Here is a 24931-nt window from a genome sequence, read left to right as displayed (position 1 = left end):
ATTTTTATGCACCCACACATGATCAAACTGCTCAGCCTCTCGGCCCTGACTCTCGGCATTCTCGCTGCCGGCAACGCCCGCGCCGACGCTGACGGCGCAAGCGTCACGCCACCGAAGTTCACCGCCGAGCCGTGCTGCAACCTGTGCCCGGCTGCCCATGACGCGAAGAACTACACCACGCGTTATCAGCAGAACTTCACCACCCTGGTACAGGCTCAGGGCGACTGGCTGTTCCGTACCCAGGAAGATCTGCGTACCGAGTTCAACACCACGCCGGCCGGCTACAAGCGCCTGCAACAACTGCACGATGCGTTCAAGAGCAAAGGCGTCGAGCTGGTGATCGTTTACCAGCCGACCCGTGGCCTGGTGAACCGCAACAAGCTCAACCCGCAGGAAAAAGCCGCGTTCGATTACGAGAAAGCGCTGGGCAACTACAAGACCATGCTCGGCCGTTTCGCCAAGATGGGCTACGTGGTGCCTGACCTGTCGCCACTGACCAACGAATCGCTGCCGGACACCCTGCCCGCCCACGACTTCTACTTCCGTGGCGACCAGCACTGGACACCTTACGGTGCCCAGCGCACGGCAAAAATCGTCGCCGAAAAGGTCAAGCAGATCCCGGCCTTCGCCGACATTCCCAAGCGTGAATTCGAGACCAAGCGCTCCGGGCGCATGGGCAAGACCGGCACTCTGCACAACATGGCCGGGCAACTGTGCGGCACCAGCTATGCGATCCAGTACATGGACCAGTTCACCACCGAGCCGAAAGGCGAGGCAGGCGACGGCGATCTGTTCGGCGATTCCGGCAATCCGCAGATCACCCTGGTCGGTACGTCGCACAGCGGCAAGAACTACAACTTCGCCGGTTTCCTCGAAGAAGCCATCGGCGCCGACATCCTCAACGTGGCCTTCCCCGGCGGCGGTTTCGAAGGTTCGATGCTGCAGTACCTGGGCAGCGAAGAATTCCAGAAGACCCCGCCGAAGATTCTCATCTGGGAATTCTCGCCGCTGTATCGCCTCGACCAGGAAACCATCTATCGCCAGATGATGGCGCTGCTCGACAACGGTTGCGAAGGCAAGGACGCGCAGATGTCCGCCAGCGCCACGCTGAAGCCGGGCAGCAAGCAAGAACTGCTGGTCAACAGCAAGAACCTGAACCTGCAGAACTCCAACCATCAGGTTGATATCCGCTTCGCCGACACCTCGGTGAAAACCCTGCAAGCCACCCTCTGGTACATGAACGGTCGCCACGAGGACATCAAGATCGAGAAACCGGAAACCTCCGACACCGACGGTCGTTTCGCCTTTGAGCTGCGCACGGACGAAGACTGGGCCTCGCAAAACCTGCTGGCAGTCGAAGTCCAGGGTCCTGAAGCCGGACCTGGCGCCGCGCCACAAAAAGTCGAAGCGAAAATCTGCAAACGCAACGTATTCCCGGGCGTCGGTCAACAGACCGCGCAGCTCGGGCAATGAGGTCTGCTATGCGAAATCCGAAACTGAAAAACCTGTTGGCACCGACCCTCCTGAGCCTGGCGATGTTCGCCGGGGCAACTCAGGCCGCCGCGCCATTGCGTCCACCGCAGGGCTACTTCGCCCCGGTGGATAAATTCAAGACCGGCGACAAGAGCGATGGCTGCGACGCGATGCCGGCGCCATACACCGGTCCGCTGCAATTTCGCAGCAAATACGAAGGTTCGGACAAGGCCCGCGCGACGCTGAACGTGCAGTCGGAAAAAGCCTTTCGCGACACCACCAAAGACATCACCACGCTGGAGCGCGGCACCGCCAAGCGCGTCATGCAGTTCATGCGCGACGGTCGCCCGGAGCAGCTCGAATGCACGCTCAACTGGCTGACCGCATGGGCCAAGGCTGACGCGTTGATGTCCAAAGACTTCAACCACACCGGCAAGTCGATGCGCAAATGGGCACTGGGCAGCATGGCCTCGTCGTACATTCGCCTGAAATTCTCCGACTCGCATCCGCTGGCCCAGCACCAGCAGGAAGCGCAGTTGATCGAAGCCTGGTTCAGCAAAATGGCTGATCAGGTGGTCAGCGACTGGGACAACCTGCCGCTGGAAAAAACCAACAACCACTCGTACTGGGCCGCCTGGTCGGTGATGGCCACCGCCGTCGCCACCAACCGCCGCGACCTGTTTGATTGGGCGGTGAAGGAATACAAGGTTGGCGTCAACCAGGTCGACGCCGACGGCTTCCTGCCCAACGAACTCAAGCGCCAGCAACGCGCCCTCGCCTATCACAATTACGCCCTGCCGCCGCTGGCAATGATCGCCAGTTTCGCCCAGGTCAACGGGGTGGATTTGCGTCAGGAGAACAACGGCGCACTGAAGCGTCTGGGTGACCGCGTGTTGGCCGGCGTGAAGGACCCTGACGAGTTCGAAGAAAAGAACGGCAAAAAGCAGGACATGACCGACCTGAAAGAGGACATGAAATTCGCCTGGCTCGAACCGTTCTGCACGCTCTACACCTGCGCGCCGGATGTGATCGAGAAGAAGCGCGACATGCAACCGTTCAAGACTTTCCGTCTTGGCGGCGACCTGACCAAGGTCTACGACCCGTCGCATGAAAAGGGCTAAAAGCCCCTCACCCTGACCCTGACCCTCTCCCGGAGGGAGAGGGGACTGACCGAGGTGGCTGTGCGAGTTACGCCGAAATGAAATACCGAGTCGATCTCCATTTTTGAAAACCATGGAGATCAGGCTCCCTCTCCCTCGGGGAGAGGGCGGGGGGTGAGGGGCGCGGTTTGACGGCCAGCCCAGACCTCAAGCAAACACTATGTCACCCCTCCACTACCACGGGGGGTTTGGGGGGGCTTTGGCCCTTGACTGTTGGTTCAAACATGGAGAGATCGGGATGGTATTTTCATCCAACGTGTTCCTGTTTCTGTTCTTGCCGATCTTTCTCGGCTTGTACTACCTGAGCGGGCAACGCTATCGCAACCTGCTGCTGCTGATCGCCAGCTATGTGTTCTACGCCTGGTGGCGGGTGGACTTCCTCGCGCTGTTCGCAGCGGTCACGCTGTGGAACTACTGGATCGGCCTCAAGGTCGGTGCCGCCGGCGTCAGAACCAAACCGGCGCAGCGCTGGCTGCTGCTCGGTGTGGCCGTCGACCTGTGCATCCTTGGCTACTTCAAGTACGCCAACTTCGGGGTCGACAGCATCAACGAAATCATGACTTCGTTCGGTCTCGAACCGTTCATCCTGACCCACGTGCTGCTGCCGATCGGTATTTCGTTCTACATCTTCGAATCGATCAGCTACATCATCGACGTGTACCGTGGCGACACTCCGGCCACGCGCAACCTGATCGACTTCGCAGCATTCGTGGCGATCTTCCCGCACCTGATTGCCGGCCCGGTTCTGCGTTTCCGCGACCTCGCCGACCAGTTCAACAACCGCACGCACACCCTCGACAAATTCTCCGAGGGCTGCACGCGGTTCATGCAGGGTTTCATCAAGAAAGTATTTATTGCCGACACCCTCGCCGTGGTCGCCGACCATTGCTTCGCCTTGCAGAACCCGACCACGGGTGATGCCTGGCTCGGTGCGCTGGCGTACACCGCGCAGCTGTATTTCGATTTCTCCGGTTACAGCGACATGGCCATCGGTCTGGGCTTGATGATGGGTTTCCGCTTCATGGAAAACTTCAAGCAGCCGTACATCAGCCAGTCGATCACCGAGTTCTGGCGCCGCTGGCACATCAGCCTCTCCACCTGGCTGCGTGACTACCTGTACATCACCCTCGGCGGTAACCGTAAAGGCACGCTGATGACCTATCGCAACCTGTTCCTGACCATGCTTCTGGGTGGTCTGTGGCACGGCGCGAATATCACTTACATCATCTGGGGCGCCTGGCACGGCATGTGGCTGGCGATCGAAAAAATGCTCGGCCTCAATACTTCGCCGCGCAGCCTCAACCCGATCCGCTGGGCACTGACTTTCCTGCTGGTAGTAATGGGCTGGGTGATCTTCCGTGCCGAGAACCTGCACGTTGCCGGGCGCATGTACGGTGCAATGTTCAGCTTCGGCGACTGGTCGCTGTCGGAACTCAATCAGGCCAGCCTCACCGGTCTGCAAGTGGCAACCCTGGTGGTGGCTTACGTGACCCTGGCGTTCTTCGGCCTGCGTGATCTGTACACCAATCAGCCGCCAGCCAAGACCAAACCGGAAGTCAACGTCGAGGCCAATGGCCCTGCCACGGCGACCCCGGGAATGATCAAGGCAGCGCCTGGGGAAAATCCGGCGAGCATCCACGAACCTGGCTACACCGTTGGCGTCGAAGCCCAGGTGCAACCGGCTTACTGGACCGCTGACTGGTCGCGCTACGTGATGCGCGGGCTGATCCTGCTGCTGTTCATCGCCTCGATTCTCAAACTCTCGGCGCAAAGCTTCTCGCCGTTCCTTTACTTCCAGTTCTGAGGGATCTGACATGACCCGCTCATTACGCATCTTCTACATCGCCCTGTTCCTGGTGACGCTGTTGGTCCTGGGTCTGTGGTCGGTTCGCAGCTTCTTCGGCTTCAGCACCAACGCCGATGCGACGGTGCTCAACGGCCGCTGGACGAAGGCGGTGGAAACCCACTACGACGATGAATTCCCGATCAAGCGCCTGGGCACCAACCTCTGGGCCGCGCTGGATTTCAAACTGTTCAACGAAGGTCGTCCGGGCGTCGTGCTCGGCCGCGACCAGTGGTTGTACAGCGATGAGGAATTCAACCCGATCGTCAACGAACAGCAGAACCTGCAAGGCAACTACGCGCTGGTCGAAGGCGTGCGTCAGACCCTGAAAGAGAAAGGCGTGAAACTGGTGATGGCGATCGTGCCGGCCAAGGTGCGTCTGTATCCGGAGCATCTGGATGAAGTGAAGCCTTCGAGCATTCACCAGAACCTGTATCAGGATTTCCACGCCCGTGTCGCGGCCGACAAGATCCTCGCCCCTGACCTGCTCGGCCCGCTGCAACAGGCCAAGCAGAACGGTCAGCAAGTGTTCCTGCGCACCGACACCCACTGGACGCCGGAAGGCGCCGAGATCGCCGCCAACACGCTGGCGAAAACCATTGCCGAGAAATTCCCGCTGAGCGGCGAGCCACAGCGCTTCGTCACCACGCCAGCGGAGAAGGTCACGCACAAGGGCGATCTGCGTCTGTTCCTGCCGCTCGATCCGCTGTTCGAAAACATGATGCCGGCGCCTGAGCCACTGCTCAAACGCAACACCGTTGCCGCCGAACAGCCTGCCGGTGACGACGCCCTGTTCGCCAACAGCGAAGTACCGGTCGCGCTGATCGGCACCAGCTACAGCGCCAACCCCAACTGGAACTTCGTCGGTGCGCTCAAACAAGCGCTGCACAGCGACGTCGTCAACTACGCCGAAGACGGCCATGGCCCGATTCTGCCGATGCTCAGCTACCTGAAAAGCGATGACTTCAAGAACAGCCCGCCACAAGTGCTGATCTGGGAGTTTCCTGAACGATATCTGCCTGTGAACAACGAAATCGGCGACGCCGACCCACAGTGGGTCGCAGAGCTCAAACAAGCCGGCGCCCGCCAACAAAACGTAGCCATCAACACTAAATCCGAGACGCCCGATCGGGCGCAAAACTGAAAGAGAGGTACACCATGACTTTCACTACTACTCCTCGTCGTCTCGCTAAAAGCTTCGCACTGGTTGCTGGCCTCAGCGTACTCTCCGTCCCAGCCTTCGCCGGTGGCGACGCCGCGCTGTACGGCCCGACCGCTCCGAAAGGCTCGACCTTCGTGCGTGTCTACAACGCCAGCAACGCCGAAGTCAGCGCGACTGTCGGCAGCACCAACCTGAGCGACATCGCGCCACTGGCCAGCAGCGACTTCAGCTTCATGCCGGGCGGCGATTACAGCGCCAAGGTCGGTAGCCAGACCCTGCCGGTCAAACTCGCCGGCGACCACTACTACACCCTGGTCAACAACGCTTCCGGCGCGCCACAACTGATCGAAGAGCCGCCGTTCAAGAACAAGCAGAAATCCCTGGTGCGTGTACAGAACCTCAGCGACAAATCGCTGACCCTGAAAACCGCCGACGGCAAGACCGAAGTGGTGCCGAACGTGGCAGCCAAGGGCCGTGGCGAACGTGAAATCAACCCGGTGAAAGTCAGCCTGGCACTGTACGAAGGCGACAAGAAAGTCGGCGACGTGAAACCGGTCGCCCTGGAGCGCGGTGAGGCAGCGGTGCTGTACGTCACCGGCAACGGCAGCAACCTGTCGCCAGTCTGGGTGAAACGCCCGGTGTCGACTCGCTAATCCTTTTGTGAACTGACGCAGTACCCCTTGTGGGAGCGAGCCTGCTCGCGAATACGGTCTGACATGCAACATCAATGTCGACTGAGCCATCGCCATCGCGAGCAGGCTCGCTCCCACAGGGCTCTAACCAAATTGATTTTATGGAGTAAACACTATGATTCCGGTGATCTTGTCAGGTGGTAGCGGTTCGCGTCTGTGGCCTCTTTCGCGCAAGCAATTCCCCAAGCAATTCCTCGCCCTGACCGGCGAACACACACTGTTCCAGCAAACCCTCGAGCGTCTGGTGTTCGAAGGCATGGACACGCCAATCGTGGTCTGCAACAAAGAGCACCGTTTCATCGTCAACGAGCAACTGGCCGCGCGCAATCTGGAATGCCAGCGCATCCTGATGGAACCGTTCGGCCGCAACACTTCGCCGGCCGTAGCATTGACCGCGATGATGCTGGTCAATGAAGGCCGTGACGAACTGATGCTGGTGCTGCCGGCCGACCACGTGCTGGAAGACCAGAAAGCCCTGCAACGTGCGCTGGCCCTGGCCACCGTCGCTGCGGAAAACGGCGAAATGGTGCTGTTCGGCGTGCCGGCAACCAAACCGGAAACCGGCTACGGCTACATCAAATCCACTGCTGATTCGCTGCTGCCCGAAGGCGTCAGCCGCGTCTCGCACTTCGTCGAAAAACCGGATGTGAAGCGCGCCACCGAGTACGTCGAATCCGGCGGTTACTACTGGAACAGCGGCATGTTCCTGTTCCGCGCCAGCCGCTTCCTCGAAGAACTGAAAAAGCACGATCCGGACATCTACGACACCTGCCTGCTGACCCTTGAGCGCAGCCAGCAGGACGCCGACACCATCACCTTCGACGAAGCCACCTTCGCCTGCTGCCCGGACAACTCCATCGACTACTCGGTGATGGAAAAAACCCAGCGCGCCTGCGTGGTGCCGCTGACCGCCGGCTGGAGCGATGTCGGCTGCTGGTCGTCGCTGTGGGAAGTCAACGAGAAAGACGCCAACGGCAACGTCAGCAAAGGCGATGTGGTCATCCAGGACAGCAAGAACTGCATGATCCACGGCAACGGCAAACTGGTCTCGGTGATCGGTCTGGAAAACATCGTCGTGGTCGAAACCAAGGACGCGATGATGATTGCCCACAAGGACAAGGTCCAGGGCGTCAAGCAGATGGTCAACACCCTCAACGCCCAGGGCCGCAGCGAAACCCAGAACCACTGCGAAGTCTATCGTCCGTGGGGCTCGTACGATTCGGTGGACATGGGCGGGCGTTTCCAGGTCAAGCACATCTCGGTCAAGCCGGGCGCGTGCCTGTCGCTGCAGATGCACCACCACCGCGCCGAACACTGGATCGTGGTCAGCGGCACCGCCGAAGTGACCTGCGACGAAAACGTGTTCCTGCTCACCGAAAACCAGTCGACCTACATCCCGATCGCCTCGGTGCACCGCCTGCGCAACCCGGGCAAGATCCCGCTGGAAATCATCGAAGTGCAGTCGGGTTCGTACCTGGGTGAAGACGATATCGAGCGTTTCGAAGATATCTACGGCCGCTCCACCCCGATCGAACGCGGCGTGTCGGTGAAAACCATCGCGCAGTAATCGCCTGCTGAAACAAGAAGCCCTCGTCCAGCCCGTTGCGTTCCCTATCCGCAGCGGGCTGGGCGGGGGCTTTTTTTGTCTAGCCGAAGACTGAATTGCGGCGTCTCGCCAGTGGTGAATCTTCATCGACCGACTCGCCTTCCGTCGCCTGCGCCAGCCCCGCTGGACCTTGTGTAAACGCGGCTGCAAACAGTTGCTGCGCCAACGGTGTGGGCGTTGATTCCGGTTCTGCGAACAACGGCTGCCGCCGGGTCGATCGATTGAAGGACTGCAAGTCGACCGCCGGACTGTTCGAGGAGATGGCAAGAGGCACGGCAACAGGTGTGCTGAGCAGTTTGTACTGAATCCGCGTCTGAGCCTCGGAAACCTGCATGGCATTGCCCATTGCCACACTCAGTGAGCCCACCAACTGAGCTGCGGGGTTAGCGGCGTGCATCAGCAGATTTCCGCCGATCTGGAAGCCTTTGGCCACGGCACCGCGCCTGGCTGCAAGCACTTGCGGTTCTTCGACAGGGCTGTTGAACGCAACGGACATGGGTCCCATGATCCGGCTGGTGGTCTCCTCCCCCAACACCCGATTCATTGTCGAAGAAACGAATTCACCGGAGTGGTACAGCACGGCCCCCGAAGGTGGCGCGGTGTGCGTCCGGACGGCGGCAATGACATGTGCCTGATGTGTGTTGAGCACGGAGTTGTCCCGGGCTCCCAGCTCTGCCAGCGCTACCGGTATTTCGCGGCGGTAGGCCTGGACGTCGGGATTTGGATCATTCTCGAAGTAACGGCGCACTGGCTGCATGCCGGCGGCTTGCACGGGATTGACCAGTTTCTTGTCGGCAAGATCGTGATACACCCGGTCGCCAGCACGCTTGTCGGGCTTGTCGGGCTTGCGCCCGTCGCTGTCCCTGTAAGTCATTGGGTTGTTGCGCAGCGCGCGATAGCGATTATGGCCGTCGATCGCTCCACCAGGATCGCTGTTCAGCCAGCGTTGCAGCCACGGCACGTAATAGCGAAACCCGTAATAGTAAAGTCCCGTGGCGTCACGTTCCTTTGCCGAATACCGCGCGGTCTTGTAGCTGACGTCGGGTTCTTCGGCCCACGCCGTTGCACCGAATGGATAAAAATGCTCGCGGCTGATCAGTTGCGCATCCGCGTCCAGCTCAAGACTGATTGAGCCCAGATGATCATTGAAACTGTATCGGTAGAGATTATTGAGGCCGGTCGGCGGTGCGCTTTGCCAATGCAGGACGCGTACGATATTGAGTCCGGTCCGCACGATGATCACCTGCAGGCTCTCACCGGTGCCGGTATCGGTGCGTAATTCCAGCGCTGGCAGATAACGCACCTGTGCAAGAAGACTGCGTGCAGAGGCCCGTGACGAACGCGTCTTGCATACCCGCTGACCGGCGCCGTCATAGAGATAGCTTTCACGATCATCGGCATCTGATCGGCGTGAGACGACCACGACCGAGTCCAGCTGGCAACGCAGATTCCACTGCAACCGGCGCCCCTGATCCAGCAACAGCAAATTACCCCGCGAATCGAAAGCTGCAGCGATCTCTGCTTCAGAGGGCGGCTTACCGTCATGCCACGGCAAACACCGATTGCTAAAGCGTGCGGCCCTGCAGTTGATGACCTGGACTTTGTTGGCCGACGTGAGTCAGCCCGCGCAAATTGCCGCCGACGTCGTAATGATAACGCTGGCTGTAGTTGGCGACAGCGGTCGGCCCGCCACCGCCAACGCCGGCCTCCCAGCCAGTGGCATGGGACAACTGATAAAGACTGTCATAGCGGTAACGACTGACCGGCTCGATACGCTGGTTGGCGAACCAGCGCACGGGCAATGCCTGGTCTTCGATACTCGTTACATTGCCCATCGGGTCGTAGGCGTAGATCAGATGCTGCAGCACATTGCCTAGATTGTCCTGAGCATGGCGCGTGAGCAGGCGGCCGTCTTCGGGACGGTAGCTCAGCGTAGTCAGCACGCCGTTGCCTGCCAGTTCATGAGTGACTTGTCCGTAAGCGTCGTAGCGAATATCACTGACGACCGAATGGTTCTGAGTCTGAAGTTTGAGCCGTATTTCAACTGCGCGTAACTGGCCGTGGAGAGTCAGTGCGAAGGCCTGCCGATTGCCACCGGCATCGAACTGTTCGAGCACAGGTCCCAGCGGGGCATAGCGCCATTGTGTGGTTGCCCCTTGAGGTTCGAGCAACTTCTGTCGATCGGCGATAGCCTCTGGCCAATCCGCGGCAACCGGCTCAAGCGTGAAGTGACGGATGTTTTCACTGCACTGCCCGGTGATCGCAAACTGCGAGAACAGAACACTGCCACCGGGATCGTCATGACGAATCACTTGACCGAGCTGATTGCGCAGCGGATCGCCCGCGCCGGGGCGGCCATAGGCAAGGCGCTCGGAACAACGGCGAGGTACGCCGGTGCCTTCCTCGAACACCGCGACAGGTCGCAACAAGTCATCGTATGCAATTTCGCGGCATGTGCCACGGCTGTCCCAGTTGCACAACGTCTGGCCGGCCAAACCGGGCAACTGGACCTGGACTCCCGCATCGGTACTGTCCGAGCGCAGCGCGATATCGTTCAAGGCATGGACAGTGGTGAGGCTGGCGGGCGCTTGTGGATCATTCGCCTGCAACGCCCACAATCGCGCATCCCATTGTTTGACTGCACGGCCGGCGTTGTCGCGCAACGTCCGCTCGATCCGGGGCTCGCTTGCCAGCGCCGCATCGGCGCGCCAGTAGTTGACGCTGAGGATGGCCAACCCGCGCGGATCGTTCACGGCAAGCGTTGGCGTATTGCTGTGGATGCCCATAGTGCGTCAACGTCCCAGTGTGCCCTTGGCTCATGAGAGCAAGCGCGGAATCGCATTCCTACTGTCAGAAATTACAGTCCCGACCAACGGTGCGCACAAACTCGTCCCGAATACCCATTGCGCCAAGCCTTCGGTAGGATGGGGCTCACTCACCCACGGAGCGCTCACGCATGTTCATCGGCATCCTGCTGGTCATTACCTGGTTGATCCTGCTGCTGCGCTACCCGGCCAAGGCCTTGCCGGTTTCGGTAGCCGCTGCGATTGGCCTGGGTTTCGTGGCCATGTGGGTGGTGTGGCTGGACAACCGCGAGATCAAGCAACTGGCGCGTCTGGAACTGCGCATTGCCTACGCTCCCGAGCAATGCCCGGCCGACCGTCCGCTGCAATTGAAAATGAACAATGGCAACAATGTGCCGCTGACCGAGCTGCGCTGGCGCATCGCCGCTTATGCGCCGGGTGATACGGTCAACCTGGCCGACAATCAATACACTGCCCCACGCTATCGCGGCCCCGGCGAATTGCAGGCCGGCGCGACCTGGGAAGACTGCTTGCCACTGCCGCCGCTGCGCCCCGGCTATCGCCCGCAAACCCTGGAGTTTCGCGCCGAGCATTTGCAAGGTAGTTTCTCCGACTGATCCCCTCCCCCGACTGTTTGCACAAGGAATGCGCCATGCCCGTTGCGTTGATTACCGGTTGTTCCAGCGGCATCGGCCGCGCCCTTGCCGACGCGTTCAAAGCCGCCGGCTACGAAGTCTGGGCCAGTGCGCGCAAGGCTGAAGATGTCAGCGCGCTGAGCGCTGCCGGTTTCACCGCTGTCGAGCTGGACGTCAACGATGGCGCCGCGCTGGAACAACTCGCCGAGCGCCTCCGCCAGCAACACGGCAGTCTTGATGTACTGATCAACAACGCCGGTTACGGCGCGATGGGGCCGCTGCTCGACGGCGGCGTACAAGCGATGGAGCGCCAGTTCGAAACCAACGTGTTTTCGATTGTTGGCGTCACCCGCGCGTTATTTCCGCTGCTGCGTCCGGCCAAGGGGCTGGTAGTGAATATCGGCAGTGTGTCGGGTGTGCTGGTCACACCATTTGCCGGCGCCTACTGCGCGTCGAAAGCGGCGGTGCATGCGCTTAGCGACGCGTTGCGCATGGAGCTGGCACCGTTTGGCATCCGTGTGATGGAAGTCCAGCCCGGTGCGATCGAATCGAGTTTTGCGAAGAATGCCGGACATGAAGCCGAGCAGTTGATCAACGAGCAATCGCCGTGGTTTCCCCTGCGTGAAGGCATTCGGGCACGGGCCAAGGCATCGCAGGACAAGCCAACACCGGCCAGTGAGTTTGCGGCTGAGCTGTTGAAAGCGGTGCGGCAGAGCAAGCCGCCACGGCTGGTTCGCATCGGCAACGGCAGCCGGGCGTTGCCGTTGTTGGCGGCGTTGTTGCCGCAAGGGTTACTCGAATCGACGTTGATGAAGCGGTTCGGGTTGCGCGCCAAGCTCTGATCCCCAGTCGTTGCGACCAGCGGTAGCCAGACCTGTCAGAGTTGACAGTAGGCGCCCTCTAAGCGAAGGCCTATCGTGAGTTCAAGCCAGGTGAATAGTGTTAAGACAGCGTTAGCGCCCGGCGAGTAAACCGACCTCCCGACAACCGCGCAGGGACGTATATGGCAATCGCAGAGAAGGCCGCGAACATCAGGGCGACAATCGACGCTACATGGGGACGCGGCCAAGGCAAACTTCAACTTGACGATATATTCCAGGACGACCCGACGAAGTCCCGGCCCCTCACGGGGTCAACGCTGCTGCGCGATAAATCGTTGCTGGTCACCAGTACCTTCGACAAAGGCGTCTTCTTCATTTCCAAGCTGAACCACTTGGGTGCCGTAGACCTGGCGTTTGGGGTCGCAGGGCGTGTCACGGGTTCGTTCCTGGCCAATGAGCAGGCCTCTGGCGGGCCGATTGCAGAAGGTGCCGATGGGCGGCTGTTCATGGCAGGCAGCACAGCCAATGAGCAATCGAACGAGGTTAGCGCTGCGATTCTCTGCCTTGACAGCAAAGGCAATCGAGTGAGCAGCTTTGGCGAGAATGGCCAAGTCATCATCGATCCCCCAAACACACAACGGCTTACGAAAAAAGGCCCGGCATTCGTCTTCGCGCTACCCGATGGCAGCGTTATTGTCGGCGTTGATTACCACACGCCTGACGTGCTCAGGGCGCACCTTTACAAATTCGATGCGCAAGGCGCACCCGTGAAGGCATTCGGCACAGATGGCCGAGTTGAAATTAATCACGGGATGCCGCATGCATCGACTTCACTCAGCGACGGTTGCGTGCTCGACAATGGACTCTTGTTATTTGCAGGCTACGAAAAATACGAGCCCGACGTGAACACGGACGGTCTCCTCGTGATGTTGAATTCAGACAGTGGCGCGCTCCATGAGAGTTTCGGCCTCCCGGAAAGACCCGGGGTTGTGGTAGTCCGGTACAACTTCATGGGTGCCGAACTCAATACTGTGAGACAGCGAGCCCCTGATAGATTTACGGCATCTGGCTACACCAACATGGGCAGCGGTGTCAGTGAGCGATACGGCATGTTGTTCGCCTTCGATGAAAAAGGTAAGCCCGATTTTGACGTTTTCGGCAATCCGAATGTCATGCCACTCCCACCAGCTCTCGGCAGCGACAGGCGAGTCAACTGGGCGGACCATGTTCCTTTCGCTGATAACATCGTAGTTTCTGGTGGAGACGAGAAGGGCAATTATATTGCCTGTGTGAAAACCCGTAGCGGTGGCTACAACTCCGCTTTTTCAGACGCGGGTGGCGTCATCCATCGCGAGGAGACCACCGACTCGCTCTCCAGGCTTCATTATCAGCAGGCCCCAGGCAAATTGATTGTTGCCCTCAACATCAATCCAGAAAACCCTCTGGGTTGTCTGTATCGCTACAATATTTCCCAGTAGCTGGAAGCATCACCGCGTCGCCCTGGTCAGGGGCGACGCGGTCGATCAATTGCCTGCCAGGTCCTGCTTCACCACTACCGTGCAAGTAATCCCCGCCGCCAGTAACACGCCCTCTGGCACCTCATCAATATGAATCCGCACCGGCACGCGCTGCGCCAGCCGCACCCAGTTGAACGTCGGGTTCACGTCGGCAATCAGTTCGCGGCTTTCCGGGTTGTCGCGGTCGTAGATCCCGCGCGAAATGCTCTCGACATGGCCCTTGAGCACTTCGCCGCTCATCAATTGCATGTCGGCTTGGTCACCGACTTTGACGTGCGGCAACTTGGTTTCTTCGAAAAAGCCGTAAACCCAAAATGAATTCATGTCGACCACGGCCATCTTCGCCTCGCCGATGCGCGCGTAGTCGCCGCGATGCACATTGAGGTTGGTCACGTAACCGTCCACCGCCGCACGCACTTCGGTGCGTTTGAGGTTGAGTTCGGCGGCTTCCAGTTGCGCCTGGGCGTGTTGGTAATCGGCCAGCGCGGCGTCGGCGATGTTGCTGGCGTCGTCGCGGTTTTCCTTGGAGATCACCAGATTGTCGAGGTCGGCGCGGCGATGGGCGTTGACCTTGCGCATTTCCCAGGTCGACTTGCGCGAAGCGACCAGTGACTGCGCCTGCTTGACCGCAATGCGGTAGTGCTCGGGGTCGATGCGCATCAGCAGATCGCCCTTTTTCACCAGTTGGTTGTCACGCACAGGCACTTCGACTACTTCACCGGTGACGTCGGCGGCAACGTTGATGATGTCGGCGCGAACGCGGCCATCGCGGGTCCACGGCGTGTTCATGTAGTGCTCCCACAACGTGCGGCCAATCCACAGCGCCAGGGCCAGCACCAGCAGGGTCGCGAGCAGGCTGAAAAACTTTTTCATCAAGATGTTCTCAACGGTAGACAGTCAGCGCCATGGCACCGAACAGACAGGTAAACAGGCTCAGGCGCAGCAGCGCCGGGTGCCAGAAAAAGCGGTACAGGTCGAACCCCGAGAGGAAGCGGTCAACTGCCCAGGCCAATCCCGCAGCAATGAAAAACATCAGGGTCATGGTCGGCATGTACACGCCGTGGAAGGCGATTTCACGAGGCATGGGCAAGTCCTTCGGGCCTGGCGGGAGCGAATTCGGCCAGGGGTGATTGCGGGTCGAGCAACGAGGTGCGAATAAAGTGCAGATAGCTTTTCACCCGGCGCAACGCGGAGGTATCGAAGTGCGGCGCGAACGGCTCATCGGTGGCGGCGACGCGGCTGATGGCGTGATCGACCGCGACCAGTGCGCGTTCGAGATTGCTTGCGTTCGGCTGCAAGAACAGCCGCACCAACGCACGCCCCATCACGCGGATTGCCTGACGCCACGGCTGCGATTCGGCATACGCCGGGTGCACCGGCAGGATCGCCTGCTCCTTGCGCAATTCGATGATCGCGTGGCCGACTTCCAGCACCACGAACATCCAGCGCAGCAGACTCTTTTGTACCTTCGGTTGCCCCGTCGCGAGGCCATAGGCCTGATGCAGCAGATCGCGGGTGCGGCTCTCGAAACTCGAGGCCAGGCCTTTGAGTTTTCCACTGATCGCATAGACCACTTGCCCGCGCAGATCCTGCTCCAGGCGCTGCCACAGCCAGCGACTGTTCGGCGGCAGAATAATCGCCCCCGCCGCAGCACACACGAGCATGCCCATGACCATGGCGATGTAGTCGTTGATGAAGGTGTAGGGGTTGTAGATCGTGAGATTGTCCGGCACTGAACCGGTGCTGAAAAAAATCAGCAGGCCCAGTCCGACCCCGGCGTATTGCGGCCGCGAGGCGAGGAACGAACCGAGCACGATCACCGGCGCGAGCATCACGCAGAGCAAGGGGAAACCGTCGATCCACGGGAAGATGAAAAACATCTCGACGAAGCCGATCAGCGCGCCGAGAAAAGTCCCGCAGGCCATTTGAAAAGCCATGCGTTTGGGGTTCGGTGTGGCGGCGGAAAGACCGACGGTGGCGGCGGCGATCAGGGTCATGGTCGCCCCGCTCGGCCACGCGGTGGCGACCCAGTAACTGCCCAGCACAATCAGAATGAACGAGGCGCGGATCCCCGAAGCGGCCGCCGCCCACCAGTTGGTTTGCGGGGTGAACGGCTCGTCCCAGCGTTCGCGTTCGTGACGATGCTCGCCCAGCGACGCGTGGGTCTGCGCATAGCTGTGCAGGTCATCGACGAAGCGGTAGAGCAATTCATAGGCGGTGTGAAAATCCAGTTGTTCGGCTTCGCTCGGAGCAGTGTCCTGAAAGATCCCGCGCAGGGTTCGGACACGTGCCGGCAGACCTTCCTTGTAGGTGGCCAACGCGGTCGCCAAACGTGCCGCATCCGGGCTGGTCAGCGCGCGACCGCTGAAGCCGTCGAGCACTTCGGCGAGGTCCTGCAAGCCCGGTTTGATCGCTGCCACGACGTGCTCTTCGCCATTGCCGTGCAGGCGTTCGAGCAATTGATGCAAGGCGTTGAAGCGCGTGGTGATGCCCATGAACTCACTGTTCAAACGACTCAGACGACCGTTGCGCCGGCGCATGTGCGGGTCTTCGAACACGGTCACGCTGCGCAGCCCTTCCAGGCCGACGGCTTCAGCAATGAAGCGCACGTTGCTGGCTTCGAACGCCTCTGCTTTGCTGCGCCCGCGCAAGCCGTCGGTGACGAAGAGCGCGAACACACCGAAGCGCTGATACAAGGCGTTGCGCATCGCCGCACTGGCGGTCTGCGGCAGGATCGCCGCGCTGATCAGCGTCGAACAGAGAATGCCCAGCGAGATCTCCAGCACCCGCCACACCGCCGCCATAAAGGCGCCGTCCGGGTGCGCCAGCGCCGGCAGACCGACCATCGCTGCGGTGTAACCGGCGAGCACAAATCCATACGCGCGAAAATTGCGGCAACGCGCGGCACCGGCCGAGCAGATGCCGACCCAGATCGCCAGCGAGCCGAGAAACAGCTCCGTGTTCTGCGCGAACAAAGCGATCAGCGTGACCATCATCGCCGACCCGGCCAGCGTGCCGAGCAAGCGATAGAAACTCTTGGCGAACACCTGGCCGCTCTGCGGCTGCATGACGATAAACACCGTGATCATCGCCGTACGCGGTTGCGGTAGTTCCAGACGCATCGCCAGCCATAGCGTGAGAAACGCGGCGAGCAACACCTTGAAGATATACACCCAGGTCACGCCATCGCTGCGTGCCCAGTCGAAAAAACCGCGACGCCATTCCAGGGAATGGAGCCAGCGCAGGGGGGCGGGCAAGGAGGTCATTGAAAATACTCAGGCATGCAATGCGGACTCGAAACCTGTGGGAGCGAGCCTGCACGCGAAAGCGCAGTCTCAGGCAACATGTTCATTGACTGATACGCCCCCTTCGCGAGCAGGCTCGCTCCCACAATGGATGCTGTGTTCAACGCAGGAGCGCCGGGGTTTTCGGGGCCTGGGTCTGCTCGGCTGTCGGCACGTCATTACCCGCACCGAGGCCGCCCCCCAAGGCAGTCACCAGCTCGGCATGCGCACTCAATCGCGCGGCCTGCACTTGCTGCTGAACCTGCTGCTGCTTGAACAGTAAGGTCTGCGCATTGAGCACATTGAGGTAATCGGTGAGGCCGCGTTGATAGGCGATCATCGCGATGTCGTAAGTCTTCTGTGCGGCGGCCACGGATTCGGCAGCGAAGTCCTGCTGCTTGTCCATCGACTCGCGGCGGATCAACTGATCGGAAATGTTCTTCAGCGCGTTGATCAGGGTCTGGTTGTAGTGCGCCACGGCGATGTCATAACCGGCCGCCGCTTCGCCCAATTCACCACGCAGTCGGCCGCCGTCGAAGATCGGCAACGAGATCGCCGGGCCGACGTTGTAGTTGAGTTTCTTGCCGGTCAAAAACTCCAGCGCGCCGCCGCCCGTGGCCATGTAGCCGAGGCTGCCGACCAGATCGACATTGGGGTAAAACCCGGCGTGAGCGACATCGATACCGCGCGCCTGCGCCGCCACTTGCCAACGACTGGCGACCACGTCCGGACGCTGCCCGAGCAGTTCGGCGGGCAATGCCGAGGGCAACTTCAACGGCGCCGCGAGGGACAGCGTCGGCCGTTGCAGTTGCGCCGCAGCGCCCGGGCCTTTACCGGCCAGCGCTGCAATCTGGTTGCGGCAAAGGGCGATTTCCTCGTCCAGCGCATCGAGTTGGCGATGGGTTTCGGGCAGCGGCGTTTCGGCCTGGCTGACTTCGAAATGCGTGCCGATGCCACCGCTCAAACGCTTCTGCGCCAGATCGAGAATCTGCTGTTGCTGCCTGAGCATTGCGGCGACGATGTCGCGCTGGGCGTAATGCAGCGACAACTCGATGTAGGCGCGGACCAGATTGCTCTGCAGTTCCAGCTGCGCCAGTCGCGCCTCGGCCACGCTCACATGGGCCAGATCCACCGCGCGTTCACTGGCATTGCGCTCGCGGCCCCAGATGTCGAGGGCGTAGCTGAAGCCGAGCGCGGCGTTGTTGTCCCATGTGGTGGTGTTGGCCAGTTCGCCGGGGCCGTAGAACTGATCGGTCGGCCAGTTGTGTCGCTTGAGGGTCGACTCGCCATTGATCTGCAACGCCTCGGCCGCTTCGGCAACACCGGCCATGGCCTTGGCCTGACGCACCCGCGCAGCTGCCATGGCCATGCTCGGGCTGCCTTGCACGGCGAGGTCGATCCAGCGATTAAGTTGCGCATCACCAAACGCCTGCCACCATTGGGCGCTGGGCCAGTGGGCGTCTTTGGCGGCCTCGGCAATGGCCGCGTCGGTGGCCAGTGAATCGGCCGCGAGAGCCTCGCCGTGAGGGGCAATGCCTTGGGTAGAGATGCAGCCGCCGAGAGCCAGGGTTAAAGCCAGAACACTGAGCGGCAAAAGCGCTCTGTTGATGCGACGCGGCACAGCTGCGAATTCCTGAGAGAGGGATAGATCGAGGACCGTGCAGGAGCTGCCGCAGGCTGCGATTTTTTGATCTTGCTTCCCTTAAAACAAAATCAAAAGACCGCAGCCTTCGGCAGTGCCTGCACAGGATCGGCGCAATTCTATGGAGCTGCCTCTGCGGCGATAAGCTGGGATTTCTGTGAATCTTTGTTACGGTTAACGAGATAATCCCTTGGTCGGGGGTCTCAGCCCCTGAAACTTCGTGTCACAATTTGCCATCTCCCTTGAGAGCACCCCATGGACACTTTGCAAAACATGCGCGCCTTCAGTTGTGTTGCCGAAGCGGGCAGCTTCACCGCCGCCGCCGTGCAACTGGACACCACCACCGCCAACGTCTCGCGCGCGGTCTCCAACCTCGAAGCCCATCTGCAAACCCGTCTGCTCAATCGCACAACCCGGCGCATCGCCCTGACCGAAGCCGGCAAGCGCTACCTGCTGCGCTGCGAACAGATCCTCGCCTACGTCGAAGAAGCCGAAGCGGAAGCCAGCGACGCCCACGCGCGCCCCGCCGGCCAGCTGAAAGTGCACACCATGACCGGCATCGGTCAGCACTTCGTCATCGACGCCATCGCCCGCTACCGCAAGACCCACCCCGACGTGACCTTCGACCTGACCCTGGCCAACCGCGTGCCGGACCTGCTCGACGAGGGCTACGACGTGTCCATCGTGCTGGCCAGCGAACTGCCCGACTCGGGCTTCGTCTCGCAACGCCTGGGCATCACCTACAGCATCGTCTGCGCCTCGCCGGCCTACGTAAAAGCCAACGGCGCCGCACAGAAACCCAGCGACCTGCTCAACCACGCCTGCCTGCGCCTGGTCAGCCCGGTGATCCCCCTGGAGAAATGGGCCTTCGACGGCCCGGACGGCCAGGAAACGGTCACCATCAACAGCTCACCATTCCTGGTGAACTCCGCCGACGCCATGAAAACCGCCATCACCAGCGGCATGGGCGTCGGCGTGCTGCCGGTCTACGCCGCCATCGAAGGCCTGCGCAACGGCACTCTGGTGCGCGTGATGCCGAACTACCGCTCGCAGGAACTCAACCTCTACGCGATCTACCCGTCGCGGCAGTACCTGGATGCCAAGATCAAAACCTGGGTGGAATATTTGCGCGGATCGTTGCCGGAGATATTGGCGGCGCATCAGGCGGAATTGGTCGCGTATGAGTTGAGCGGGAGTCTGGCTGGCGCGCGCGTCGCCACCTGACTTTAAACACCGCTGACTTCGTGCAGGAGCTGACGAGTGCAACGAGGCTGCGATCTTTTGATCTTGCTGTTTAAAAATCAACGGATCGCAGCCTACGGCAGCTCCTACATCGCGGTGTTTACGGGGAAGTTTCCGACAGGTTTTGCAGGTTGTCCGTCGGAAGAGCGCTGGCTAGGATTTGGCGGTTGCTGACGAATCAGCGACCGGACTTGGTCGTCCGGGTTTAGAATGGCGCACATTTTCAAGCATGCTTAATGGCGAGCTGTGCGTGGGAGGGCCTCGTCCCTGCCGGGTTTCCATTCCCTGGTCGACCAACCCGCGTACGGTTCGCCACCCGATTGCTTGGTCGCAGTCAGTGGCGAACTCCACTTCCAGAATGGAGTTTCACCATGTTCAAACCCACACCCAATCCCCCCGAATCCGCAAGCACCTCCCCCTACCAATCCCCCGACTCAACGAAACTCCACGACGCCGCCGAGCGTGCGCTGGATCACTCCCTCAAACCGTCCGCCAGCGCGCAGCAAAACCACAAACCCAGCACCATGTTCCAGGTCGCCCCGGACCAGGACAACGAAAGCCTGCTGGCCCACGCCTGCGAATCCCTCGCCTCGGCCAGCATCATGAGCAGCGACATCGCCGCCCACGTCGACAGCCCACAACGGCACACGATATTGGCCATCCAGCAGGTGATCATGCTGGCGGAACTGGCGGTGAACCGCGTGCTGGATAACTACGAAATCCATCAGCCCCCGTCACGCAGCTGACCTCCGGGGAGCGAGCCCGACCGCGAGGGCTTCGGCACATTCAACATTCGAGGTGTCAGATAAACCGCTTTCGCGAGCAGGCTCGCTCCCACAGTTTGAATCGAGTACATCAGCGAGAAACAGGTCGGCTGTCAGGCCGCCTTCGCTGGCAAGCCAGCTCCCACAGTTTGAATCGAGTACATCAGCGAGAAACAGGTCGACTGTCAGGCCGCCTTCGCGAGCAGGCTCGCTCCCACAAAAGCAAAGGCAAAGCAGCGCAGCTGCCCGCGGCGCAGCCGCCCCACTCAACAATGAGCGCAAGCTCGAGTGCTTTTGATCTTGATCCACCGGCGACGTCGGAAGGCTGAGTGGAGGGATTAATCCGGGCGTGGGAGCGCAGCGACCGTACGACGCAGTCGTACACAGCGAGTGTAGGTGCAGCGAAGCAAACCGGAGCCGCTGCGCCCGGATCGATCCCGCAGCGAAGGAACCCGAGCCTGCGAGGGCCGAACGCAGGAGCTAGCGTTTTTTGCTTACTTTTTTAGGCGCTTGTAAAAAAGTAAGTCGCCGTCAGGCGAAACCGCCAGCCGCCGCCCCGAAACCTTCGGATATTCACACCAGACAAACCCAAGGCATGGCCGGCCCAGAGGCCGCCAAGACAACCCGAGCGAGAAAATGTTAGCGTGCTTGCAATCAAGCCCCGACGAGCCCAAGCCCAATGAAAAAAACAGTCCTGGCCTTCAGCCGCATCACCCCGCCCATGATCGAACGCCTGCAAGAAGAATTCGACGTCATCGTCCCCAACCCCAAGACCGGTGACATCAACGCCCAGTTCAACGAAGCCCTGCCCCACGCCCACGGCCTCATCGGCGTCGGCCGCAAACTCGGCCGCGCACAACTGCAAAGCGCAACAAAACTCGAAGTGGTCTCGAGCGTCTCGGTCGGCTACGACAACTACGACCTCGACTACTTCAACGAACGCGGGATCATGCTCACCAACACGCCCGACGTGCTCACCGAAAGCACCGCCGACCTCGCCTTCGCCCTGATCATGAGCAGCGCCCGCCGCGTCGCCGAACTCGACGCCTGGACCAAGGCCGGGCTATGGCAGGCCAGCGTCGGCGCCCCGCTGTTTGGTAGTGATGTGCACGGCAAGACCCTCGGCATCGTCGGCATGGGCAACATCGGCGCCGCTGTCGCCCGGCGCGGGCGCTTCGGCTTCAACATGCCGATCATCTACAGCGGTAACAGCCGCAAGACCGAACTGGAAGAGGAACTCGGCGCGCAGTTCCGCAGCTTGGATGAGCTGCTGGCCGAAGCCGATTTCGTCTGCCTGGTAGTGCCGTTGAGCGACAAGACCCGCCACCTGATCAGCCATCGCGAACTGGCGCTGATGAAGCCGAGCGCTATCCTGGTCAACATCTCGCGCGGCCCGGTCGTCGACGAACCGGCACTGATCGAAGCCCTGCAAAACAACCGCATCCGCGGCGCCGGCCTGGACGTCTACGAAAAAGAACCGCTGGCCGAATCGCCGCTGTTCCAGTTGAAAAACGCCGTGACCCTGCCGCACATCGGCTCGGCCACCACCGAGACCCGCGAAGCCATGGCCAACCGCGCCCTGGCCAATCTGCGCAGCGCCCTGCTCGGTGAACGGCCGCAGGATCTGGTCAACCCGCAAGTCTGGCGCGGCTGAAAAAAGGGCCGGCGCAACATTACGCCGGCCTTCACCTTACATAACTTGCAACCGAACAAAAACGCCAGACCAAGTAACAGCAATATAAGCTCTCGCAACTTATAAACTTATTGATTAATTGCCATGGAGAGCCAACCTCGTGAACACCCTGACCACCGACAAACTCATTCGTTACAGCAAAGTCATCTTGATGGCTTATATAAGTTTCTTTGGCCTGCTGGTGATGATCCATAACTTCACTGACTATGAGTCCAACTACACTTACGTTGCACATATCCTGAGCATGGACACCACCAACGCCAGTGAAAACATCATGTACCGCGCGATCGATTCGCCGATGATCCATCACCGGATCTACTGGTTCATAATCACCATGGAAGTCACCTATACCGTACTTTGCCTGATCGGTACTTACCAGTTGTATCGCTACATTGATGCCTCGCCAGCGGCATTCCATGAAGCCAAGAAGTTTTCAATCATGGGCATATTGGTCGCCATCTTCATTTATTACGTGTGCCTGCAAACTGTAGGTGTCGAATGGTTCGACATGGACACTTCGCAATCCTGGAATGCCAAGGACTGGGCAAGGCATATTGTCGACTTCATCTTCCCGGTGATGATCTACATCACTTTGAAAGTTGAGCGCTGAGTATCAGCGCTCGTTTTATCAAGCCAACTTCCCTTGAGCCGCAGACAACAGCACTTTCGGTTTACGAAACACCAGCACGTTGCCCAACATCACCAACACCAGCCCGACCAGCGCCGGTGCGGTCCATTGATAACCTTCGGCAAACGCCGACACGTTCAGGGCCACCACCGGGAACAGCACCGTGCAGTAAGCCGCCCGCTCCGGGCCCATGCGCCCGACCAGCGTCAGGTACGCGGTGAAGCCGATCACCGAGCCGGGAATCACCAGATACAACAGTGCCCCGACATAACGCGGCGACCAATCCATGTCGAAGGGTATGCCCTTGATCAGACACCACACCGTCAGCATCGCCGCGCCGTAGGCCATGCCCCAGGCGTTGGTGGTCAGCGGTCTGAGGCCGGCCTTCTGTTGCAGGCTCGAAAGCATATTCCCCGCTGAAAAACACAAGGTGCCACACAACGCCAGACCCAGCCCCAGCAGGGTTTGCGGACTGGCCTGATGCCCGGCCAGTTCCGGCCAGAACAACAGCCCCAGACCGAACAGCCCCAGCGCACCGCCCATCAACACATTGCGGGCAATGCGCTGGCCGAAGAACACCCGCGCATTCAGCGCGTTCCACAACGTTGCCGTAGAAAACACCACCGCCACCAGACCACTGGGTATCCACTGGCTGGCCGTCAGAAAGCACATGAAGTTCACACAGAACAGACAGAGCCCTTGGGCCACGCAGATCAAATGGCCTCGGCGGTTCATCGGTTGCAGGCGCCGGCTGAGCAGCAACAACGCAAACAACACCAACGCAGCCAGGCCGAAGCGATAGACAATCGACACCGGAATTTCGACCACGCCCAATTGCCATTTCAAAGCAATCCAAGTGGTGCCCCAGATCAGTACGGTCAGCAGGTACAACGACAGGTTCATGGCCAACACTCCTTAAACAGGCCTTGAGTGTCTGCCTCGGCCATCATTCGGCGCTTGCACAATCTTGCGCTTTTGTCTGGCGGCAGGCTGGCAGCGCGGCGTCTACGGAGTAGGATGCAAGGCGTTGGAGAGAACAGAACATGGCTGCTATCGATACCCTGCAAGTCTTTCAAGCCCTCAACCGCTCGCCGAATGCACGTCTGGTGCACAGCGCCGAGCTCGGTGACGGCATGTCTGCGGCTTTGTGGACCAACCACCACGATGCCCAGGAATACGAAGCGCCAAGTCATCACACGCTTTCGTGCTACGTCGCCGGCGGCACCGGCACATTCCGTCGTGGCCAGCCGGGCCGCAAGGGCGGGCCGGACAAGCTGTGCATCCTGCCGGCCGATCACGAATCGGGCTGGGTGATCAATGGCGACATCCGCTTGGCGCACCTGTATTTCAGCGCCGAACAATTCGCCCTCGGTTGCGTGACTTTGCTCGATCGGGAGCCGCGCGAGATGCAGTTACGCGAACAGACTTTTCTTGAAGATCCGCAGCAGGCGCAGCGCTTTCGGCAGTTGCTGAACCTGAACTGGCAAGAGCCGGCCGAGCGCTTGCTGACCAGCAGCCTCGCCCATGAATTGATCAGCCACACGCTGCTCAGCCAGGTGGGTGCGCGACAGGGCTTGCGCTTGAAGGGCGGGCTGGCACCGCATCAGCGCCGACAACTGGTGGAGTTCATCGACAACCAATTGGCTGAGCCGATCAGCCTCGGGCAACTGGCCGGGTTGTGTGCGCTATCGGAATATCACTTCGCGCGGATGTTTCGCCTGAGCTTCGGCCTGCCGCCGCATCAATATGTGCTGGCACGGCGCTTGAGCCGGGCGCGGGAATTGTTGCGCGGCACGGCGCTGCCCTTGGGGGAGATTGCGCTGGCGTGCGGGTTTGCCAGTGCGAGCCATTTTACCAATCGGTTCAGGCAGGTTTTAGGTGGGACGCCGGGCGAGTATCGGCAGGCGTTTTTGCGTTGAGCCCTTTTCCCCTCACCCCAGCCCTCTCCCAGAGGGAGAGGGGGCC

Annotated in this window: 21 protein-coding genes; 14 read left to right on the top strand and 7 right to left on the bottom strand. The window is 60.4% G+C overall.

Annotated elements, in window-relative coordinates:
* Positions 1-6: 6 nt before the first annotated feature.
* From AB4N85_RS26470 to AB4N85_RS26445, 6 genes are all read left to right on the top strand, one after another.
* Positions 7-1473, top strand: coding sequence for an alginate O-acetyltransferase (locus AB4N85_RS26470; protein WP_252877484.1), 1467 nt, complete (start codon positions 7-9; stop codon positions 1471-1473).
* 8 nt (positions 1474-1481) lie between these two features.
* Positions 1482-2594 (top strand): mannuronate-specific alginate lyase, encoded by a 1113-nt coding sequence (locus AB4N85_RS26465; RefSeq protein ID WP_056783046.1) that lies wholly within the window; start codon positions 1482-1484, stop codon positions 2592-2594.
* Between the two features lie 277 nt (positions 2595-2871).
* Positions 2872-4437 (top strand): MBOAT family O-acyltransferase, encoded by a 1566-nt coding sequence (locus tag AB4N85_RS26460; RefSeq protein ID WP_041479485.1) that lies wholly within the window; start codon positions 2872-2874, stop codon positions 4435-4437.
* A gap of 10 nt (positions 4438-4447) precedes the next feature.
* Entirely contained in the window at positions 4448-5620 is a 1173-nt protein-coding gene (locus AB4N85_RS26455; RefSeq protein ID WP_110646400.1) for an alginate O-acetyltransferase, read from the top strand.
* Between the two features lie 14 nt (positions 5621-5634).
* Positions 5635-6291 carry an alginate O-acetyltransferase AlgF gene (locus AB4N85_RS26450; RefSeq protein WP_095180418.1) on the top strand — a complete coding sequence of 219 codons (657 nt, stop codon included), beginning with the start codon at positions 5635-5637 and terminating at the stop codon, positions 6289-6291.
* A 154-nt stretch (positions 6292-6445) separates the two neighbouring features.
* Positions 6446-7897: a mannose-1-phosphate guanylyltransferase/mannose-6-phosphate isomerase gene (locus AB4N85_RS26445; RefSeq protein ID WP_024011673.1), complete on the top strand. Its 1452-nt coding sequence runs from the start codon at positions 6446-6448 to the stop codon at positions 7895-7897.
* A gap of 79 nt (positions 7898-7976) precedes the next feature.
* On the opposite strand, the gene AB4N85_RS26440 is transcribed toward AB4N85_RS26445, so the two are convergent.
* Entirely contained in the window at positions 7977-9491 is a 1515-nt protein-coding gene (locus AB4N85_RS26440) for an RHS repeat-associated core domain-containing protein (RefSeq protein WP_460066479.1), read from the bottom strand.
* A gap of 10 nt (positions 9492-9501) precedes the next feature.
* Positions 9502-10722 carry an RHS repeat domain-containing protein gene (locus AB4N85_RS26435; protein WP_460066478.1) on the bottom strand — a complete coding sequence of 407 codons (1221 nt, stop codon included), beginning with the start codon at positions 10720-10722 and terminating at the stop codon, positions 9502-9504.
* Between the two features lie 170 nt (positions 10723-10892).
* Between AB4N85_RS26435 and AB4N85_RS26430 the strand changes: the two genes are divergently transcribed.
* The 3 genes from AB4N85_RS26430 (at position 10893) to AB4N85_RS26420 (ending at position 13674) form a co-directional block, all read left to right on the top strand.
* A complete protein-coding gene (locus AB4N85_RS26430) occupies positions 10893-11357 on the top strand; it encodes a hypothetical protein (protein ID WP_056783040.1) in 465 nt (154 codons plus the stop codon).
* Between the two features lie 35 nt (positions 11358-11392).
* On the top strand, positions 11393-12217 hold the full coding sequence (locus AB4N85_RS26425; protein WP_460066475.1) for an SDR family oxidoreductase: 825 nt from the start codon (positions 11393-11395) through the stop codon (positions 12215-12217).
* Between the two features lie 161 nt (positions 12218-12378).
* Positions 12379-13674: a hypothetical protein gene (locus AB4N85_RS26420; RefSeq protein WP_252887357.1), complete on the top strand. Its 1296-nt coding sequence runs from the start codon at positions 12379-12381 to the stop codon at positions 13672-13674.
* A gap of 45 nt (positions 13675-13719) precedes the next feature.
* Here AB4N85_RS26420 and AB4N85_RS26415 read toward each other — a convergent pair whose 3' ends face one another.
* The 4 genes from AB4N85_RS26415 to AB4N85_RS26400 all read right to left on the bottom strand — a co-directional run bounded on the left by AB4N85_RS26415 (position 13720) and on the right by AB4N85_RS26400 (position 18618).
* Complete coding sequence (locus tag AB4N85_RS26415) at positions 13720-14586, bottom strand: efflux RND transporter periplasmic adaptor subunit (RefSeq protein WP_150636181.1); 867 nt, start codon at positions 14584-14586, stop codon at positions 13720-13722.
* A 10-nt stretch (positions 14587-14596) separates the two neighbouring features.
* Positions 14597-14797, bottom strand: coding sequence for a DUF1656 domain-containing protein (locus AB4N85_RS26410; protein WP_016771611.1), 201 nt, complete (start codon positions 14795-14797; stop codon positions 14597-14599).
* Positions 14787-16979, bottom strand: a complete 2193-nt coding sequence (locus AB4N85_RS26405; RefSeq protein ID WP_460066469.1) for an FUSC family protein — start codon at positions 16977-16979, stop codon at positions 14787-14789. Before AB4N85_RS26405 ends, AB4N85_RS26410 begins: the two co-directional genes overlap by 11 nt.
* Before the next feature lie 139 nt (positions 16980-17118).
* Positions 17119-18618 carry an efflux transporter outer membrane subunit gene (locus AB4N85_RS26400; RefSeq protein ID WP_460066466.1) on the bottom strand — a complete coding sequence of 500 codons (1500 nt, stop codon included), beginning with the start codon at positions 18616-18618 and terminating at the stop codon, positions 17119-17121.
* Positions 18619-18894: 276 nt separating this feature from the next.
* On the opposite strand from AB4N85_RS26400, the gene AB4N85_RS26395 reads away from it, so the two are divergent.
* The 4 genes from AB4N85_RS26395 (at position 18895) to AB4N85_RS26380 (ending at position 22948) form a co-directional block, all read left to right on the top strand.
* Positions 18895-19863, top strand: a complete 969-nt coding sequence (locus tag AB4N85_RS26395) for a LysR family transcriptional regulator (RefSeq protein ID WP_024011667.1) — start codon at positions 18895-18897, stop codon at positions 19861-19863.
* Between the two features lie 389 nt (positions 19864-20252).
* Positions 20253-20627, top strand: a complete 375-nt coding sequence (locus AB4N85_RS26390) for a DUF6124 family protein (RefSeq protein ID WP_150636177.1) — start codon at positions 20253-20255, stop codon at positions 20625-20627.
* A gap of 697 nt (positions 20628-21324) precedes the next feature.
* On the top strand, positions 21325-22299 hold the full coding sequence (locus AB4N85_RS26385) for a 2-hydroxyacid dehydrogenase (RefSeq protein ID WP_150636175.1): 975 nt from the start codon (positions 21325-21327) through the stop codon (positions 22297-22299).
* 139 nt (positions 22300-22438) lie between these two features.
* Complete coding sequence (locus tag AB4N85_RS26380; protein ID WP_073473697.1) at positions 22439-22948, top strand: DUF2165 domain-containing protein; 510 nt, start codon at positions 22439-22441, stop codon at positions 22946-22948.
* Between the two features lie 18 nt (positions 22949-22966).
* On the opposite strand, the gene AB4N85_RS26375 is transcribed toward AB4N85_RS26380, so the two are convergent.
* A complete protein-coding gene (locus AB4N85_RS26375) occupies positions 22967-23869 on the bottom strand; it encodes a DMT family transporter (protein WP_236169893.1) in 903 nt (300 codons plus the stop codon).
* 140 nt (positions 23870-24009) lie between these two features.
* On the opposite strand from AB4N85_RS26375, the gene AB4N85_RS26370 reads away from it, so the two are divergent.
* Positions 24010-24885 carry a helix-turn-helix domain-containing protein gene (locus AB4N85_RS26370; protein WP_071174437.1) on the top strand — a complete coding sequence of 292 codons (876 nt, stop codon included), beginning with the start codon at positions 24010-24012 and terminating at the stop codon, positions 24883-24885.
* The last annotated feature ends 46 nt before the right edge of the window (positions 24886-24931 follow it).

The sequence above is a fragment of the Pseudomonas sp. H1_G08 genome (assembly GCF_054681355.1).
The sequence above is the reverse complement of the archived record's forward strand: the minus strand, read 5'-3'. Positions and strand labels throughout refer to the sequence as shown.